Raw genomic sequence first — 15898 nt, forward strand, 5'->3', positions numbered from 1 at the left:
CGCCGCGATTTGGCGGTGCTTGCCATGATGGGGCCGTGAGCGGACCAGAACGCGCCCCCGGGCCGGACGAGGCGCACAGCCCGGCCGAGCCCGCCAAGGCGTCCGGGGCGTCCGGGGCGGGCCCCGCGCGGGGATGGCGGCGGCCCGACGCGTCCATGTCGCTGCTGTCCGACCTGTTCGCCGGCAAGGTCCTGGACCCCGGGTACACCGAGGCCGCCGCCCGCCGCGCCGCCGAGGGCGCCGCCCCGGCCCCGCGCCGCGGCCGGCTCGGGGGCGCCGGCGTGCTGTTCGTCCTGACACTGGTCGGCGTGCTGGTCGCGGTGACCGGCGCCGAGGTGCGGCGCAGCGAGCCGGTCGCCGCCGAGCAGCGGTCCCGGCTCGTCCACGAGATCCGGGCCCGCACCGGCGAGAGCGACGAGCTCCAGCGGCGGCTGGACCGGCTGCGGGCCGAGACCGAGCGGGCGCGGGCCGTGGCCCTGGCCCGCAGCACCGCGGGACGGCACGCGCGCGAGGACCTCGCCGCCGCGGGCGCCGCCGCCGCGGCCACCCCCGCGTCCGGCCCCGCCTTCGTCGTCACCCTCGACGACGCCCCGCGCCCCGGCCGGGACGGCCGGGGCGCCGAGGACGGCCGGGTCTATGATCAGGATCTCCAGATCCTGGTGAACGGGCTCTGGGCGGCCGGGGCCACCGCGATCGGCGTCAACGGCCAGCGGCTCACGGCGACCACCGCGATCCGCACCGCCGGAGAGGCGATCCTGGTCGACTACCGGCCGCTGACCGGCCCGTACGAGGTGACCGCCCTCGGCGACGCCGGGGCCGTCCGGGACGCTTTCCGCGACTCCGCCGCCGACCGGCGGCTGCGCCTCCTGGAGGACCGCTACCGGATCCGGTACGAGACCCGCCGCGCGGACCGCGTGCGGCTGCCCGCCGCGGGCGCGCTGCAACCGCGGTACGCGCGGCCCCAGGAGCAGGGCGACGGGCAGGACGGCGGGAACGGGGACGGGGGCGGCCAGTGACGGGGGACACGGTGACCGGGCGAGAGGAGGGCCGAGGGTGATCGCGCTCATCGGCCTGGTGGCCGGGGTGGTGCTGGGCTTCGTGCTGGAGCCGACCGTGCCGCTGTGGCTCCAGCCCTACCTGCCGATCGCGATCGTGGCGGCGCTGGACGCCATGTTCGGCGGCGTCCGGGCCCGGCTGGAGGGGATCTTCGACGAGAAGGTGTTCGTCGTCTCCTTCGTCAGCAACACCATCATCGCCGCGCTGATCGTCTTCCTCGGCGACCAGCTCGGCGTGGGCTCCCAGCTCTCCACCGGCGTCGTGGTGGTCCTCGGCATCCGCATCTTCTCCAACGCGGCGGCCATCCGGCGGAAGCTGTTCGGCGCATGACCGCCGCGCCCGAACCGGACGACGCGCCCGCCGAACGCCCGCCGAGGGGCTTCGCGGGGCTGATCGACCTGCTGCGGCCCCGCACCACCTGGGGGCAGCTCGCCGGCGGCCTGCTGTGCCTCGTGCTGGGGTTCGCCGTGGTCGCCCAGGTGCAGTCCAACAAGCGCGACACCACCTTCGCCACCGCCCGCCAGGACGAGCTGGTGGGGGTCCTGTCCGACCTGGGCCAGCGCTCCGAGCGGCTCCGCGGCGACCTGCGCGAGCTGGAGGACACCAAGGGCGACCTCGAACGCGACGTCCAGGGCGAGACCGCGCTGGAGGAGGCGCGCAAGCGGGCGACCACCTACGGGCTGCTGGCCGGCACCCTGCCCGCCGAGGGGCCGGGCATCGAGATGCTGGTGACCGACCCGCGCACCGCCGTCCGCTCGGTGAACCTGCTGGATGGCCTCCAGGAGCTGCGCGACTCCGGGGCCGAGGTGATCCAGGTCAACGACGTCCGCGCCGGCGCCGGCACCTACTTCCTGGACGCCGCCGGCGGGATCGAGGCCGACGGCCGCCTCCTGCGGCCCCCGTACCGCTTCCTGGCCATCGGCGACCCGCACACCATGACCACGGCCCTGAACATCCCCGGTGGCGTCGTCAGGACGCTCGAGGCCGCCGGGGCCGCCGTCTCGATCACCCCGCGCACACGGATGGCCGTCAGCGCGATACGGTCTCGGTGAGGGGCGACGGGGGCGCGGGGCACCCGGTGCCGCGGACGGAGGCCGGGCCGTCACCAATGGTGACGGAACGCGGTCCGCGCGGCGGCGTAGACCTGCGATCATTGTCGAAGGTAGCTTGGGGGTCGGCCGGCAGGCCGTTCCAGTTGACCCCTCGGGTACTACCCGCGTAAGTTGCGGCAACCGTCGGGAAAGCGGGCGGCGAGTCGGACCGTGGTCGGGGGCGGGTCCCCGGCGTGGGTTGGTTGATGGATGCGCGTGGCGCAGGCGGCTCCGCCGGTACGGGGGGACGCGGGCGGCACGCCGATGGTAGGAGGCCGAGCCGATCGATGCCGAGCGTCTACTGCACGCAGTGCGGTCACGCCAACCCGGATGATGCCCGCTTCTGCTCGAACTGTGGCACTCCGCTGAGCCGGAGTGGCCCCTCGTCCCCACCTCCCCGGGAGTCCCCCGGGGAGTCCACCTCCACGATCTCTATCAAGGGCATCGAGGCGCTCGACACCGACGCCCCGGCCGCCGAGGAGCCCGCGGGTGCCGACCAGATCGCCGTGGAGGCGCTGCCCCCCGGGACGGCGCTGCTGGTGGTCAGGCGCGGGCCCAACGCCGGCAGCCGCTTCCTGCTCGACAAGGAGCGCACGTCGGCGGGCCGCCACCCCGAGAGCGACATCTTCCTGGACGACGTCACCGTGTCCCGCCGCCACGCCGAGTTCGCGGTGCAGGGCGGGGTCTTCTCCGTCAGCGACGTGGGCAGCCTCAACGGCACCTACGTCAACCGGCAGCGGATCGACCAGGCCGGCCTGTCCGGCGGCGACGAGGTCCAGATCGGCAAGTTCCGCCTGGTGTTCCTGACCAACCCGCAGCACGGCTGACCAGGCGGCCGGAGCACAGTGCGGGCAGAACGGGGGAGTACGGGGTCGCGACGATGGGTGGGGCGATGAGCGCGCAGGCAGCCCGGTCGCTGATGACGATCGGGGACGTCCTGGGGCTGCTGCGCGCGGACTTCCCGGACATCACGATCTCCAAGATCAGGTTCCTGGAGGCGGAGGGCCTGGTCGAGCCGCAGCGGAGCCCGTCCGGGTACCGCAAGTTCTGCGAGGCCGACGTCGACCGGCTCCGCTACATCCTGGCCGCCCAGCGTGACCGGTATCTCCCCCTCCGGGTGATCCGGCAGCACCTGGAGGCCCGCGACAACGGCGAGGCCGTGCCGCAGACCCCGCCCCGGCGCACCGGCGGCGAACCCGCCCCGCGCCGCGAGCGCACGCTGGTCGCGGCCGACACCACCGCCGACGAGCCCGCGGTCCGGCTCACCCGGCGCCAGCTCCTCGACGGCGCGGGCGTCGACGAGGAGATGCTGGCCCGGCTCGAGGAGTACGGGCTGGTCCGGCGCAGCGGCGCGCACTACGGAGGCGAGGCCCTCGGCGTCGCCCGCGCCGCCGCCGCGCTCGGCGCGTTCGGGCTGGAGGTCCGGCACCTGCGCACGATCAAGGCCGCGGCCGACCGGCAGGTGGCCCTGGTCGAGCAGCTGGTCGCCCCCCAGCTCCGCCGCCGCAGCCCCGGCGCCCACGAGGAGGCCGCCGAGACCGCCCGCGAGATCGCCGCGCTGTCGGTCCGGTTGCACGCCGCCCTGGTCTCCATGGGGCTCCGCGAAAGCCTCGACCCCTGATCGCGGGCCGCGGTGTTTTTTGCCCCGCCGGCGGCGCCGCGCGCCGTCCGAGGCGGGGTGTACGTTGGCTACAGGGTTCGGTCAGGAGTCGATCCGGGCACGTGGTGATCGGGAAAGCGACCAGCAGGGAGCCGCAGTGAAGCAGATGGAGGTCGTCGGCGTCCGGGTCGAGATGCCCTCCAATCAGCCGATCGTCCTGTTGAAGGAGACGGACGGCGATCGGTACCTGCCCATCTGGATCGGGGCGGTCGAGGCCACCGCGATCGCCTTCGCCCAGCAGGGCGTGCTGCCCGCGCGCCCGCTCACCCACGACCTGTTCCGCGACGTCCTCGACGCGCTGAGCGTCCAGCTGCGCACCGTCAACATCACCGCGCTCCGCGAGGGCATCTTCTTCGCTGACCTGGTCTTCTCCAACGGCGTCGAGGTCAGCGCCCGCCCCTCCGACTCCATCGCGCTGGCCCTGCGCACCGGCGCCACGATCTTCGCCAGCGAGGACGTGCTGGAGGACGCGGGCGTCGCCATCCCCGACGAGCAGGAGGACGAGGTCGAGAAGTTCCGCGAGTTCCTCGACACGATCTCCCCCGATGACTTCGGCCGCGCCGGCTGACCCTCCGCCAGGCCACCCCTCCCACAGGAGTCCGCCCCCGCGGGGCGCCCCGGAGACTTGACACGGGAGCTTGACCCGTCCGGCCCGGCCGTCCGCCGCGGCCTTCTCGCCCGACCGGCCGCTCTGGGCTTCTCGCCCGACCCGCCGGTTCCGGCCCCGTGAGCCCCCACCGACTCCGGCGTCCGGTCTCTCGTGCGCACCCGGGCCCACCTCCGCCCTTACCTGCCGACCGGGCCCGCCCCCGGCCCTTGTGCGCCGACCGGCCCGCCCCCCGGCCCTTGTGCGCGGACCGGGCCCGCCGTCCGGCCGGGGTGGTTTCGTCCTTGCCTTCGGCCCGGCGGCGCCCGTGTGACGCATCGGGCGTTACAGTGCGTTCCGTGCCGTCTCCGCCCTCTTCCGTCCTCTCCCGGCGTCTCCGGTCTTATCCGGGTGGCCGTCCGCCCGGCGCGTCGCGTTGACCGAGGTGGCGCGCTCACCGATGGTTTCCGGTGACCGGGGGCGTGGATTGCACGTTCGTGCTCCCCGCTGCGTGCTCGTGCATTGCCCGGGACCAGGCCGTTTCCGCTGGGTGACGACCGGGGTAGGAGTGCGTAGAGGTCGGAGGTGCGCAGTTTGCCCACGTGAAGCCGGTTCATCCGGGCATGCGACGCGCCGACGGCGAACGTTGACCACACTCTGACCGGCACCTACCGTGCTGGTGGAACACCCGTGGTGCAATCCGTCAAACCCCCTTGACGGAGCGCGGCGGGCTGATAGAAGCCGGAGGTCCGCGTGGCGGTGAGCAGCGGCGAGGGCAGGGCGACCCCCGACAGGCACATGGCGTCCCAGCGCGCCGGAGAGCAGGGCCTGCTCTTCGACACCCAGGTGTCGTCGCCGCCCGAGGACGTCGGCTACCGCGGTCCCACGGCCTGCGCGGCGGCGGGCATCACCTACCGCCAGCTCGACTACTGGGCGCGCACGGCGCTGGTGGAGCCGAGCGTCCGCGCGGCGCAGGGCTCGGGCAGCCAGCGGCTCTACAGCTTCCGCGACGTCCTGGTGCTGAAGGTCGTCAAGCGGCTGCTCGACACCGGCGTCTCGTTGCAGCAGATCCGCGTCGCGGTGTCCTGCCTGCGCGACCGCGGCGTCAACGACCTGGCGCAGATCACCCTGATGAGCGACGGCGTGAGCGTGTACGAGTGCACCTCGCCCGACGAGGTCGTCGATCTGCTCCAGGGCGGCCAGGGCGTCTTCGGCATAGCGCTCGGCCGGGTGTGGCAGGAGGTCGAGGGCAGCCTCGCCGAGCTGCCCGGCGAGAAGGCCGCCCGCGACGATGACGACGACGCGGGGCACCCGCAGGACGAGCTGGCGCACCGCCGCCGCGTCCGCAGGACCGGCTGACCCCCTCCGCGCGCCCGCGGACCGGCCCGGACGGACCTCAGATGGCCTCTTTGCGCTGGAGGTAGGCGAAGGCGGCCCAGCCGGGCAGCACCGGCAGCCACAGCGTCAGCAGGCGGTACAGCAGCACGGCCGACGTCGCCGTCTCGGCGGTGAGCCCCGAGATCGTCAGCGCCAGCGTGAGCGCGCCCTCGACCGCGCCCAGGCCGCCCGGCGTCGGCGCCGCCGAGCCGAGCGCGTTGGCGGTGAGGAAGACCACCACGACCGCGGTCCAGGGCAGCGAGCCGCCGAAGGCCCGGATGCAGGAGTCCAGGCAGACCACGAAGCCGAGGGTGAGCAGCAGCGTGCCGCCCATCCCGGTGCACAGCTTCTTCGGCGACTGAAGCACGTCCACCAGGCGCGGCACCACCCCGGAGAACATCGCCTTCAGCCGTCCGGTCACCACCCGCCGCACCCGCCGGATGGTCAGGGCCGCCCCGACCAGGACCGCCACCGCCAGCAGCACGATGACGATCTTGCGGGACGGGGCCAGGTCGCGGGTGGCGGTGTGGGTCGAACCGGTGATGAACCCGAAGATGATCAGCAGCAGGATGTGCGTGATCATGCTCATCAGCTGGGACGCGCCGACGCTCGCCACCGCTGGGCCGGGACGGACCCCCGAGCGCTGGAGGTAGCGGGTGTTCATCGCCACGCCGCCGACCGCGGCGGGCGCGACCAGCTTGACGAACGAGGCCGCCACCTGGACCAGCACCGTGCGCCCCAGGTGCAGCCGCTCGGGCACGAAGCCCATCAGCATGAACGCCGCCGCCAGGTAGGTGACCGCCGCGGCGCCGAGCGCCACCGCGACCCACCACCAGGTCGCGCTGGTCACCAGCTCCTTCAGGTCGACGCTGCTGAGCTGGGGGAAGACGATGTAGGCGGCGATCGTCAGCGCCACGATGCTGACGATCGTGCGGGGCCGGAACCGCTCCACCCGGATCGGCGCGGCCTCGGTCTCGGGCTTCAGCCGGACGATCTGCTCGCGGATCCGGGAGAGCAGATCCCGGTCGTGCCGGAGCGCCGACCGGGTGGCGCGTGACAGCGCCACCCGCTGGAGCAGCGGCACGGCCGAGGCCAGCGCCTCCTCGCCCAGCACCGCCGCCGCGCCGGCGACGGCGCGCTCGGGCCCGGTGCGCAGCGCCAGGGTGGTCAGCAGCTGCGCCAGGTCGAGCCGCAGCGCCAGGTCGCCCGCCGAGATCTCCCCGGCCCGCAGGTCGGTGATGTAGGCCAGGCCGTCGTCGCCGACGAGGATCGCCTCGCCCTCCAGCCGGCGGTGCGCGAGGCGGCTCGCCTGGAGCCGCTGGAACTGCCGCCACACGTCGGAGAGCAGCGCGTCGGTGAGGTCGTCGTCGGGCACCGCGCCGAGCGGGCGGCCGGGCACCTGGGCGTAGGCGAGCAGCGCCGCCTGGGTGCCCACCTCCGCGGTCCCGACCAGCCGGGGCGTGCGGGCGCCCGAGGCGTCCACCGCGTACGCCATGAGCGACTCCTGCTCCAGGGAGCGGCGCAGCGACCGCAGCGCCCGCCCGGTGGTCGCCCCGCGCAGCCGCAGCAGCCGCCAGATCCGGTAGAAGAGCCCGGCGCTCTGCTGGTCGCGGTCGAGCACCCGCACCTCGAGCCGTTGCCCGGCGCCGGACGGCCCGTGCCCGTTCCCGGCGGCGGCGAGGCCGTCGCCGCCGGGCGCGGCGTCCGGCGCGGGCCCGAGGGTGACGGCGTAGCGGCGCGGGTCGTCGGCGTTGACCGGCAGGTCGTCGTCGCAGAGGCTGCGGGCGCGGACGGGCCGCAGCCCGATCCGTTCCAGCGCGGCGACCACGGCGGCGCCGGGCGGCCTCGGGTTGGGCGTGCCGACGGCGTACAGGGTGCCGTGCCCGATGGCCCGGCCGAGGAGGTAGGTGGCGGCGAGCGCGGCGACCGAGGCGTAGGCGGCGGTCAGGCCGGTCAGCGCGGCCAGCCCGATCATCGTCCAGGTGGCGGCCTGCCAGCGGGCCCGGCCGGTCATCCCGACCGCGCTGACGAACGCGATCACCGGCGCGATGTCGGTGTGCACCGGCGCGGTCTCGGTGCCGCCCCAGATCAGCGAGTCGAGCACCCCGCCCGGCGCGGCCGGGACCACCCAGTCGTCCAGCACGACGGTGAGCCCGAACGCGATCACCGCGGCCAGCAGCGCGATCGCGACCCGCATCCCGTCCTTGTGCAGCAGCCGCTCGACCGCGAACGCGACCGGCACCGCCAGGACGCCGAAGCTGGAGGCCAGCGTCGCCAGGGACAGCAGCAGCCGCGGGGCGTGCGCGGTGCCCTCGGCGATGTCGGTCTGGAGCCCGTGCGTGGTCTGCTGGGCGATGGACACCAGCAGCATGATCGCGGCCAGCCCGGCGAGGGCGGCCGCGAAGCGGATCGCGTCGGCGGGGCGGCGGATCCGGTCGGGGCGGGGCGGCTCGTCCACGGGCACGGCGGACACCGTGTTCGGCCCGGTCGGGGCCGTCTCGCCGCGGGTCCGCGTCACACCGCACCGCCGTCGGGGCCTGTCACTGTGATCAGCGTCCCAGATCCGGCGGCGCGGCGTCGACCCGGCCGCGCGCGTCCACCCGGCTCACATCCCCCTCGTCGTCCCGTGCCCAGGCCCCGTTCCTCGCCGTGAGCTGTGGATATCGTACTTGTCAGGCGAACCGCGGGGGGAAGGGCGAACGGCCGCCGGGCCGGCGGCGAACGGGTGGCGAACGGGTGGCGGGACGGTGCGCCCCGGCCCCGGCGGCGGGGTGGGGGCGCCACGATCGTCCGGCCCGCGGGTTGGGTAGGGTCGTATCGGACATGCCGTCGACCCTGTGCGGGAGAGATCCCACGCCGCCAGCGTGGGACGCCGAAGGGGCAACCTCCCCGGAACCTCTCAGGCAAAAAGGACCGCTCGGGCGAGGCACCTCTGGAAAGCAGGCGCGTCCCTCCATGGGAACGCCGCCTCACCGAAGGGGAAACCCCGCCAGGCGGGTGAAGCTCTCAGGTGCCGATGACAGAGGGGGAGACCTGCCGCCGGCCCGCGGAGGCCGGCGGTGGCCCTGAGCGACCGCAGCAGCCCAGGAGGCTCCCCGAATGACAGCCCAGTACTTCGCGCCGGTGGCGTCGCCGCAGAATCCCCGTTCGACCTTCGCCGACCGGCACATCGGGCCGTCCCCGGCCGACCGGGACCGGATGCTCGCGGCCATCGGCTACTCGGGCCCCGAAGAGCTGATCGACGCCGCGGTGCCCGCCGCGATCCGCGCCGCCGGCCCGCTGGACCTGCCGCCCGCGCTGAGCGAGACCGCCGCGCTCGCCCGGCTGCGCGAGCTGGCCGCGCGCAACACCGTGCTCACCTCCATGATCGGCCTCGGCTACCACGGCACGATCACCCCCGGCGTGATCCTGCGCAACGTGATGGAGAACCCCGGCTGGTACACCGCCTACACCCCGTACCAGCCGGAGATCTCCCAGGGCCGGCTGGAGGCGCTGCTCAACTTCCAGACCGTGGTGGCCGACCTCACCGGCCTGCCCGTCGCCAACGCCTCGATGCTGGACGAGGGGACCGCCGCCGCCGAGGCCATGGCGCTCGCGCACCGGCTGTCCAAGCGCAAGGACCCGGGCACCTTCCTGGTGGACGCCGACGCGCTCCCGCAGACGATCGAGGTCGTACGGACCCGCGCGGTCCCGCTCGGCATCGAGGTGGTCACCGCCGACCTGTCCGGCGGGCTGCCCGAAGGCGACTTCTTCGGCGTGCTGCTCCAGTACCCGGGCGTGTCGGGAGCCGTCCGCGACCTGGAGCCGGCCATCGCGCAGGCGCACGAGCGCGGCGCCCAGGCGGTCGTGGCCGCCGATCTGCTCGCGCTGACGCTGCTGCGCCCGCCCGGCGAGTCCGGCGCCGACATCGTCGTCGGCTCGGCGCAGCGGTTCGGCGTCCCGTACGGGTTCGGCGGGCCGCACGCCGGCTACATGGCCGTCCGCGAGGGCATCCAGCGGCAGCTCCCCGGCCGCCTGGTCGGCGTGTCGGTCGACGCCTCGGGCGCGACCGCCTACCGGCTGGCGCTCCAGACCCGCGAGCAGCACATCCGCCGCGAGAAGGCCACCAGCAACATCTGCACCGCCCAGGTGCTGCTCGCGGTGATGGCGAGCATGTACGCCGTCTACCACGGCCCTGAGGGCCTGGCCGCGATCGCCCAGCGCGTCCACGGCCACGCGGCCACGCTGGCCGCCGGGCTCGAGGGTCCGGACGTGGAGATCGTCCACCGCGCGTTCTTCGACACGGTGCTGGCCCGCGTGCCGGGACGCGCCGCGGGCATCGTCGCGCGCGCCCGCGAGCTGGAGATCAACCTCCGGCTGGTGGACGACGACCACGTCGCCGTCGCGTGCGACGAGACCACCACCCACGAGCACGTCGCGCTGGTGCGGCGGGCGTTCGGCCTGGACGGCGCGGTGCCGGCCGGGTCCGGCGCGGACGGCCTGGCGTTCCTCAGGCGCGAGAGCCCGTACCTGACCCACCCGGTGTTCCACGCCCACCGCTCCGAGACCGCGATGCTGCGCTACCTGCGCCGCCTCCAGGACAAGGACATCGCGCTCGACCGGTCGATGATCCCGCTCGGCTCCTGCACGATGAAGCTGAACGCGACCTCGGAGATGGAGCCGGTCACCTGGCCGGAGTTCGCCGACCTCCACCCGTTCGCCCCGGTCGAGCAGGCCGCCGGCTACCTGGAGCTGATCGGCGAGCTGGAGGACCGGCTCGCCGAGATCACCGGGTACGCCCGGGTGTCGGTGCAGCCCAACGCCGGCTCGCAGGGCGAGCTGGCCGGGCTGCTGGCGATCCGCGGCTACCACGCCTCGCGCGGCCGGACGGACCGCACCGTCTGCCTGATCCCCTCGTCGGCGCACGGCACCAACGCCGCCAGCGCCGTGATGGCGGGGATGCGGGTGGTCGTGGTGAAGTGCGACGACGGCGGCAACATCGACATGGCCGACCTGCACGCCAAGATCGCCAAGCACGGGGACGAGCTGGCCGCGATCATGGTGACCTACCCGTCCACGCACGGCGTGTTCGAGGAGACCATCTCCGACGTCTGCGCGGCCGTGCACGAGGCGGGCGGCCAGGTCTACGTCGACGGGGCCAACCTCAACGCGCTGGTCGGCCTCGCCCGGCCCGGCGACTTCGGCTCTGACGTCTCCCACCTCAACCTGCACAAGACGTTCTGCATCCCGCACGGCGGCGGCGGCCCCGGCGTCGGCCCGGTCGGCGTCCGCGAGCACCTGGCGCCGTTCCTGCCGAGCCACCCGCTGCGCGCCGAGGCCGGCCCCGCCGGGACCGGGGTCGGGCCGATCTCGGCCGCGCCGTGGGGCTCGGCGGGCATCCTGCCGATCTCCTGGGCCTACATCGCGATGATGGGCCCGGACGGGCTGCGCGCCGCGTCCGAGGGCGCGATCATCGGCGCCAACTACCTGGCCGCCCGGCTCGCCCCGCACTTCCCGATCCTGTACACCGGCCGCAACGGCCTGGTCGCGCACGAGTGCATCGCCGACCTGCGCAAGATCACCAAGGAGACCGGGATCACCGCCGAGGACGTGGCCAAGCGGCTGATCGACTACGGCTTCCACGCTCCGACGCTGTCCTTCCCGGTGGCCGGCACCCTGATGATCGAGCCCACCGAGAGCGAGGACCTGGCCGAGCTCGACCGGTTCGCCGAGGCCATGATTGCGATCCGCGGGGAGATCCAGCGGGTCGCGGACGGCGGCCACGACCCCGACGACAACCCGCTGAAGAACGCGCCGCACACCGCCGTGGCCCTCGTCACCGAGGACTGGAAGCACCCCTACACACGCGATGAGGCCGCCTACCCGCTGCCGTCGCTGCGCGAGGGCAAGTACTGGCCGCCGGTCGGCCGGATCGACCAGGCCTACGGCGACCGCAACCTGGTGTGCTCCTGCCCGCCGCCCGAGGCGTTCGAGGACTGAGCCGCGGGCCCGCCGCGTCCCGCCGCGTCCCGCCCGGTGGGGCGCGGCGGGACGCGGCGGCCGTCCCCAATCGTGATCTTGACTGCCGGGTTGACCCGCGCCGTCGCGAGACGCGGGCGGGCCGGGTCGCTAGGCTCTCCGCAGACCCCGACCCCCAGAGGGCAGAAGACCGATGACCAAGTCCCCGGACGCGGCGTCCGCCGCCGACGACCCGGCGAGCCTGTGCGATGAGGCCCGGCGCCTCGCCGAGGACGGCGAGGCCGAGCGGGCCTCCGCCCTGTTCGAGCGGGTGCTCGCGCTGGGCGAGACCCCCTACCGGGCCCGCGCGGCGCTCGGGCTCGCGGTCCTCCTCGACGACGCGGGCGACGTGGCGGGCGCCCGCGCCGCCGACGACGCCGCCATCGCGACCGGGGATCCCGAGTACGGCCCGCGCGCGGCCTACCACCTGGCGCTCACCCACGAGCGGGCCGGGGAGCACGACCGGGCCGGGCCCGCCTGGCGGGCCGTGGTCGGCTTCGGCAACCCGGCCTACCTGCCCCCGGCGCACCTGGCGCTGGCCCGGCTCGCCGACGACGCCGGCGAGTTCGAGGCCGCGCGCGGCCACTGGGAGGACGCGATCGCGACTGGGGACGCCGAGTACGGCTCCCTCGCCGCGCACGACCTCGCCCAGCGGCTGCTGGAGCGCGGCGAGGCCGCCCGCGCCCAGCGGATCCTCACCGCGGGCCTGAAGCTGATCGACCGCGGCACCGCCCCGTACGCCTACGCGCGGCTCGCCGTCGCGCTCGGCATCGCCTGCCTCGACCAGGCGATCGGCGCGTTCGGCGCCGCTCTCGGCGAGGACGGCACGCCCGCCGACGCCGAGGTGGGCCCGCTCGCCACCGAACTGCTCGCCCGGACGCTGCCGCTGCGCGGCCGTGGCGCCGAGGCGAGGGAGGTGTGGCGCCGGGGCCTGGCCGACCCCGGGGTGGCCGCGCACGTGCGGGCCCGGCTCCGCCGCGACTTCGGCGGCGACGAGGACGAGGCCGACCCCGCCGACCTGTGGTGGGAGCCCGTGGTCGAGCAGTCCGTCTCCGACGGCACCCTGCCGGCCCTGACCGGCGAGGCGTTCGGGGCCCTCGACCACATGTACGCGCTGCTGGCCGTCCGGTACGCCGAGGGTCCGGGGGAGCGTCCCCCGGACCAGACCCACGAGCTGCTCGGCGGCGCCGTCCGCGTACCGAGCGACTACGCCTGGGGCCCGCTGCTGCACGAGAGCTTCGCCGAGCGGCTCCGGCTGGCGATGGGCGCCCCCGCCCAGGCCCTCCCGCCCGGCTGGCCCGACGCCTAGGCCGTGTTTCCAAACGCCCGGCCCGGCGTTCTCGCCTAGGGCTCGGACGCCGACCGTGCTTGGGCGAGCGCGACATCGCTTCGCGATCTGGCCGGTGAGGGCTCGCCTCCGGCTTCGCCCCGCCGGCCAGGTAACGCGCTCGCCGACGGCCGAAGCACTTTGAGACAGGACCTAGCCGGCGAGGTCGCGATGGGCGACCACCTTGCCGATCCGCACCCGCACCAGGTACTCGCCGGGCACCGCGTTGCGGGTGCCGAACTCCTCGGCCCGGTCCGCGCCCATGTAGCGCTCGCCGATCCTGGTGGCCCACTCCAGCTTCTCGGCGTGCTCGTCGATGAGCGTCGCCTCGCCCTGGATCGCCACGTAGGAGTACGGCGGGACCTGGTCGTCCACGGAGATCGACACCCTGGGGTCGCGCTTCAGGGCGCGGCCCTTGATGGTCTCCTTGCCGGTGTTGAACACCAGGTCGGGGCCGTCCAGCACGAACCAGATCGGGGTCACGTGCGGGGCGCCGTCCTTGCGGGTCACGCCGACCTTGCCGGTCCGGGTGCCCGCGGAGACGAACGCCCGCCACTCGTCCTCAGTCATTTCCCTCATGCCCCCCAGTCTGCCTCAAGCGATCTTCCTACCCGGAGGCCGGTGCGGGCGGGCCGCGGGCGGGCCGCTAGCGTGGAGGCATGGAGATCGTGACGGCGCACGGCCCCGCCGAGGCCGTCCTCGACGAGCCGGACGGCCCGGCGGGCCTGCCGTTCCTCCTGGTCCTCACGCACGGGTCGAACGGGGGAGTGGACGCCCCCGACCTGCTCGCCGTCCGCGACGTGGCGCTCGGGCTCGGCGGCGCCGTCGCACGCGTGCTCCAGCCGTTCCGCGCCGCCGGGCGGCGGGCGCCCGGCCCGGCGGCCAAGCAGGACGAGGCGTGGCTGGAGATCGTCGGGGCCCTCCGGCGGCGGTACGGCGACGTCCCGCTGGTGCAGGGCGGGCGCAGCAACGGCGCGCGGGTGGCGTGCCGGACGGCGCGCGAGGCGGGCGCGGCCGGCGTGATCGCGCTGGCATTCCCGCTGCACCCCCCGGGCAAGCCGGACAAGTCGCGCGCCGGCGAGCTGCGCGCGGCGGGCGTGGAGGTACTGGTGGTCAACGGCGACCGGGACCCGTTCGGGATACCGGACGCGGCGGACGCGGCGCAGGTGGCCGTGCTCCCCGGCGAGCGGCACGACCTGGCGAAGGACCCCGCGGCGGCGGGCGCGGCGGCCGGGCCGTGGCTGCGCCGCTGGTCGGCCGGACCGCGGGCGGCTGGACGCCGGCCCGCCGGAGCGGGCCGGACGACCGCCTAGCGGCGGGGTGGAGCGCGCCTCCGGACCGGGATCGGCCCAGAGGTTCCGGGCAGGTGGCGTTGCCCCCGAGAATGATCACCCGTTCGGACTAGTCCCCGTGCGGGAACCGGTCAGGCGGCGGACGGAGCCTTCAGGTCCGTCGGCCGGTGCGGTGCGATGATCCCCCCGTTGGGCAGCAGCTCACCGGTGTCCTCGAAGAGCACGACGCCGTTGCACAGCAGGCTCCACCCCTGCTCGGGGTGGCTGGCCAGCGTCCGCGCGGCGTCGCGATCGGATCGGTCGGGAGAGGGACAGGGCGGCTGGTGCGGGCACATCGGCGTGCCTCCGGTCTCAACTACTCGGTGGTTGGTGCTTCCTCTTGTGACGCACCTCAGTGTGGAACGGTTCGCTTCATCGCGGCCATAGCCCGTTGGGACGGTTGTCCCTGGTACCGGAGTACCGGACGGCTGTGACCCGTCTCACCCCGAGGTGTCAGGCATAGCGTGCCCTCTGCGCGATATCGGGCGAAGAACGACACGCCGTCGGTTCGGTGAACTCTGCCCCGATCTTTCGGCCGGACGGCGGCGGGCCGCCCCGAACCGCCCGCCGGGGACGCCCCTGGACGCCGCCGGGACGCCGTCCTGCCGCCGCCGGTCCCTGGGCGGAGGCCGCGTCCCCCTGTGGCCACGGGTGTGCGGTCGTTCGCCCTGGACCTGGCGGCCACGGCCCCTACGATGGCCACGCGGAGCGGGTGAAGGGGGAGGTGAGGCCGCCGTGCGGGTGGCGCTCTTCGTCGCGTGCTTCAACGACGCGCTGTTCCCCGGCACCGGCCGGGCGGTGACCGGGCTGCTGGAGCGCCTCGGCCACGAGGTCGTCTTCCCGCCGGGGCAGGGCTGCTGCGGCCAGATGCACTGGACCACCGGCTACCACCGGGAGGCCGCCGACCTCGCCCGGGGCTTCGCCGCCGCGTTCGAGGGCCGCGAGGTGGTGGTGACGCCGTCGGCGTCCTGCGCCGCGACCGTCCGCGAGGCCTTCCCGCGCATTGCGCGGGCGGCGCGCGATCCCGCGATCGCCCGCGCCGCCGAGGACCTGGCGGTCTACGAGCTGTCGGAGTTCCTGGTGGACGTCCTCGGCGTCACCGACGTCGGCGCCTACTTCCCGCACCGCGTCACCTACCATCCGACCTGCCACTCGACGCGGGGCCTGCGGGTGGGCGACCGGCCGCTGCGGCTGCTGCGCGCGGTGCGCGGCCTGGAGCTGGTCGAGCTGCCCGCCGCCGGCGAGTGCTGCGGGTTCGGCGGCACCTTCGCGCTGAAGAACGCCGACGTGTCGGTGGCGATGGTGGCCGACAAGGTCCGGCACGTCCGGGGCACGTCCGCCGACGTGGTCTGCTCGGTCGACAACTCCTGCCTGACCCACATCGGCGGGGCGCTGTCCCGGCTGCGCAGCGGCGTGCGGGTGATGCACCTGGCCGAGATCCTCGCGGAGACGGGGCCGGGATGACCCCCTCCG

At 74.8% G+C, this 15898-nt stretch carries 14 protein-coding genes and 2 riboswitches; of the genes, 11 read left to right on the forward strand and 3 right to left on the reverse strand.

Annotated features, from left to right (window positions below; all coding sequences use genetic code 11):
• The first annotated feature begins 35 nt into the window (after positions 1-35).
• From QP090_RS30810 to QP090_RS30840, 7 genes are all read left to right on the forward strand, one after another.
• Positions 36-1016 carry a DUF881 domain-containing protein gene (locus QP090_RS30810; protein ID WP_285943046.1) on the forward strand — a complete coding sequence of 327 codons (981 nt, stop codon included), beginning with the start codon at positions 36-38 and terminating at the stop codon, positions 1014-1016.
• A gap of 37 nt (positions 1017-1053) precedes the next feature.
• On the forward strand, positions 1054-1386 hold the full coding sequence (locus tag QP090_RS30815) for a small basic family protein (RefSeq protein WP_285943048.1): 333 nt from the start codon (positions 1054-1056) through the stop codon (positions 1384-1386).
• Entirely contained in the window at positions 1383-2108 is a 726-nt protein-coding gene (locus QP090_RS30820) for a DUF881 domain-containing protein (protein WP_285943050.1), read from the forward strand. The genes QP090_RS30815 and QP090_RS30820 overlap by 4 nt, the downstream gene beginning before the upstream one ends.
• A 326-nt stretch (positions 2109-2434) precedes the next feature.
• The gene (locus tag QP090_RS30825; protein ID WP_285943051.1) at positions 2435-2974 is read left to right on the forward strand and encodes an FHA domain-containing protein; all 540 of its coding nucleotides are present in this window, start codon (positions 2435-2437) and stop codon (positions 2972-2974) included.
• A 65-nt stretch (positions 2975-3039) separates the two neighbouring features.
• Positions 3040-3768 carry a transcriptional regulator FtsR gene (gene ftsR, locus QP090_RS30830; protein WP_285943053.1) on the forward strand — a complete coding sequence of 243 codons (729 nt, stop codon included), beginning with the start codon at positions 3040-3042 and terminating at the stop codon, positions 3766-3768.
• A 136-nt stretch (positions 3769-3904) separates the two neighbouring features.
• Positions 3905-4375, forward strand: coding sequence for a bifunctional nuclease family protein (locus QP090_RS30835; RefSeq protein WP_285943054.1), 471 nt, complete (start codon positions 3905-3907; stop codon positions 4373-4375).
• A gap of 771 nt (positions 4376-5146) precedes the next feature.
• Positions 5147-5752 (forward strand): MerR family transcriptional regulator, encoded by a 606-nt coding sequence (locus QP090_RS30840; protein ID WP_285943056.1) that lies wholly within the window; start codon positions 5147-5149, stop codon positions 5750-5752.
• A 37-nt stretch (positions 5753-5789) separates the two neighbouring features.
• Here QP090_RS30840 and QP090_RS30845 read toward each other — a convergent pair whose 3' ends face one another.
• On the reverse strand, positions 5790-8234 hold the full coding sequence (locus QP090_RS30845; protein WP_285943058.1) for a lysylphosphatidylglycerol synthase transmembrane domain-containing protein: 2445 nt from the start codon (positions 8232-8234) through the stop codon (positions 5790-5792).
• Positions 8235-8600: 366 nt separating this feature from the next.
• Positions 8601-8696: riboswitch (glycine riboswitch) on the forward strand.
• Positions 8697-8803, forward strand: a riboswitch (glycine riboswitch).
• A 66-nt stretch (positions 8804-8869) separates the two neighbouring features.
• On the opposite strand from QP090_RS30845, the gene gcvP reads away from it, so the two are divergent.
• On the forward strand, positions 8870-11749 hold the full coding sequence (gene gcvP / locus QP090_RS30850; protein WP_285943059.1) for an aminomethyl-transferring glycine dehydrogenase: 2880 nt from the start codon (positions 8870-8872) through the stop codon (positions 11747-11749).
• Between the two features lie 172 nt (positions 11750-11921).
• Positions 11922-13076, forward strand: a complete 1155-nt coding sequence (locus QP090_RS30855; RefSeq protein ID WP_285943061.1) for a tetratricopeptide repeat protein — start codon at positions 11922-11924, stop codon at positions 13074-13076.
• A gap of 171 nt (positions 13077-13247) precedes the next feature.
• On the opposite strand, the gene QP090_RS30860 is transcribed toward QP090_RS30855, so the two are convergent.
• Positions 13248-13673, reverse strand: coding sequence for a PPOX class F420-dependent oxidoreductase (locus tag QP090_RS30860; protein ID WP_285943062.1), 426 nt, complete (start codon positions 13671-13673; stop codon positions 13248-13250).
• Positions 13674-13753: 80 nt separating this feature from the next.
• Between QP090_RS30860 and QP090_RS30865 the strand changes: the two genes are divergently transcribed.
• Positions 13754-14407 carry an alpha/beta hydrolase family protein gene (locus tag QP090_RS30865; RefSeq protein WP_285943063.1) on the forward strand — a complete coding sequence of 218 codons (654 nt, stop codon included), beginning with the start codon at positions 13754-13756 and terminating at the stop codon, positions 14405-14407.
• A gap of 110 nt (positions 14408-14517) precedes the next feature.
• On the opposite strand, the gene QP090_RS30870 is transcribed toward QP090_RS30865, so the two are convergent.
• Complete coding sequence (locus QP090_RS30870) at positions 14518-14721, reverse strand: DUF5999 family protein (protein WP_285943064.1); 204 nt, start codon at positions 14719-14721, stop codon at positions 14518-14520.
• A gap of 439 nt (positions 14722-15160) precedes the next feature.
• On the opposite strand from QP090_RS30870, the gene QP090_RS30875 reads away from it, so the two are divergent.
• On the forward strand, positions 15161-15889 hold the full coding sequence (locus QP090_RS30875; RefSeq protein ID WP_285943065.1) for a (Fe-S)-binding protein: 729 nt from the start codon (positions 15161-15163) through the stop codon (positions 15887-15889).
• Positions 15890-15898 lie beyond the last annotated feature (9 nt).

The sequence above is a fragment of the Actinomadura xylanilytica genome, from assembly GCF_030283145.1.
GTDB lineage: Bacteria > Actinomycetota > Actinomycetes > Streptosporangiales > Streptosporangiaceae > Spirillospora > Spirillospora xylanilytica.

What these genes read in the sequence shown, in the direction of transcription:
- QP090_RS30820 (WP_285943050.1), top strand. Translation starts at nt 1,383, where the DNA reads ATGACCGCCGCGCCCGAACCGGACGACGCGCCCGCCGAACGCCCGCCG.
- QP090_RS30825 (WP_285943051.1), top strand. Translation starts at nt 2,435, where the DNA reads ATGCCGAGCGTCTACTGCACGCAGTGCGGTCACGCCAACCCGGATGAT.
- ftsR (WP_285943053.1), top strand. Translation starts at nt 3,040, where the DNA reads ATGAGCGCGCAGGCAGCCCGGTCGCTGATGACGATCGGGGACGTCCTG.
- gcvP (WP_285943059.1), top strand. Translation starts at nt 8,870, where the DNA reads ATGACAGCCCAGTACTTCGCGCCGGTGGCGTCGCCGCAGAATCCCCGT.
- QP090_RS30855 (WP_285943061.1), top strand. Translation starts at nt 11,922, where the DNA reads ATGACCAAGTCCCCGGACGCGGCGTCCGCCGCCGACGACCCGGCGAGC.
- QP090_RS30860 (WP_285943062.1), bottom strand. Translation starts at nt 13,673, where the DNA reads ATGAGGGAAATGACTGAGGACGAGTGGCGGGCGTTCGTCTCCGCGGGC.
- QP090_RS30865 (WP_285943063.1), top strand. Translation starts at nt 13,754, where the DNA reads ATGGAGATCGTGACGGCGCACGGCCCCGCCGAGGCCGTCCTCGACGAG.
- QP090_RS30870 (WP_285943064.1), bottom strand. Translation starts at nt 14,721, where the DNA reads ATGTGCCCGCACCAGCCGCCCTGTCCCTCTCCCGACCGATCCGATCGC.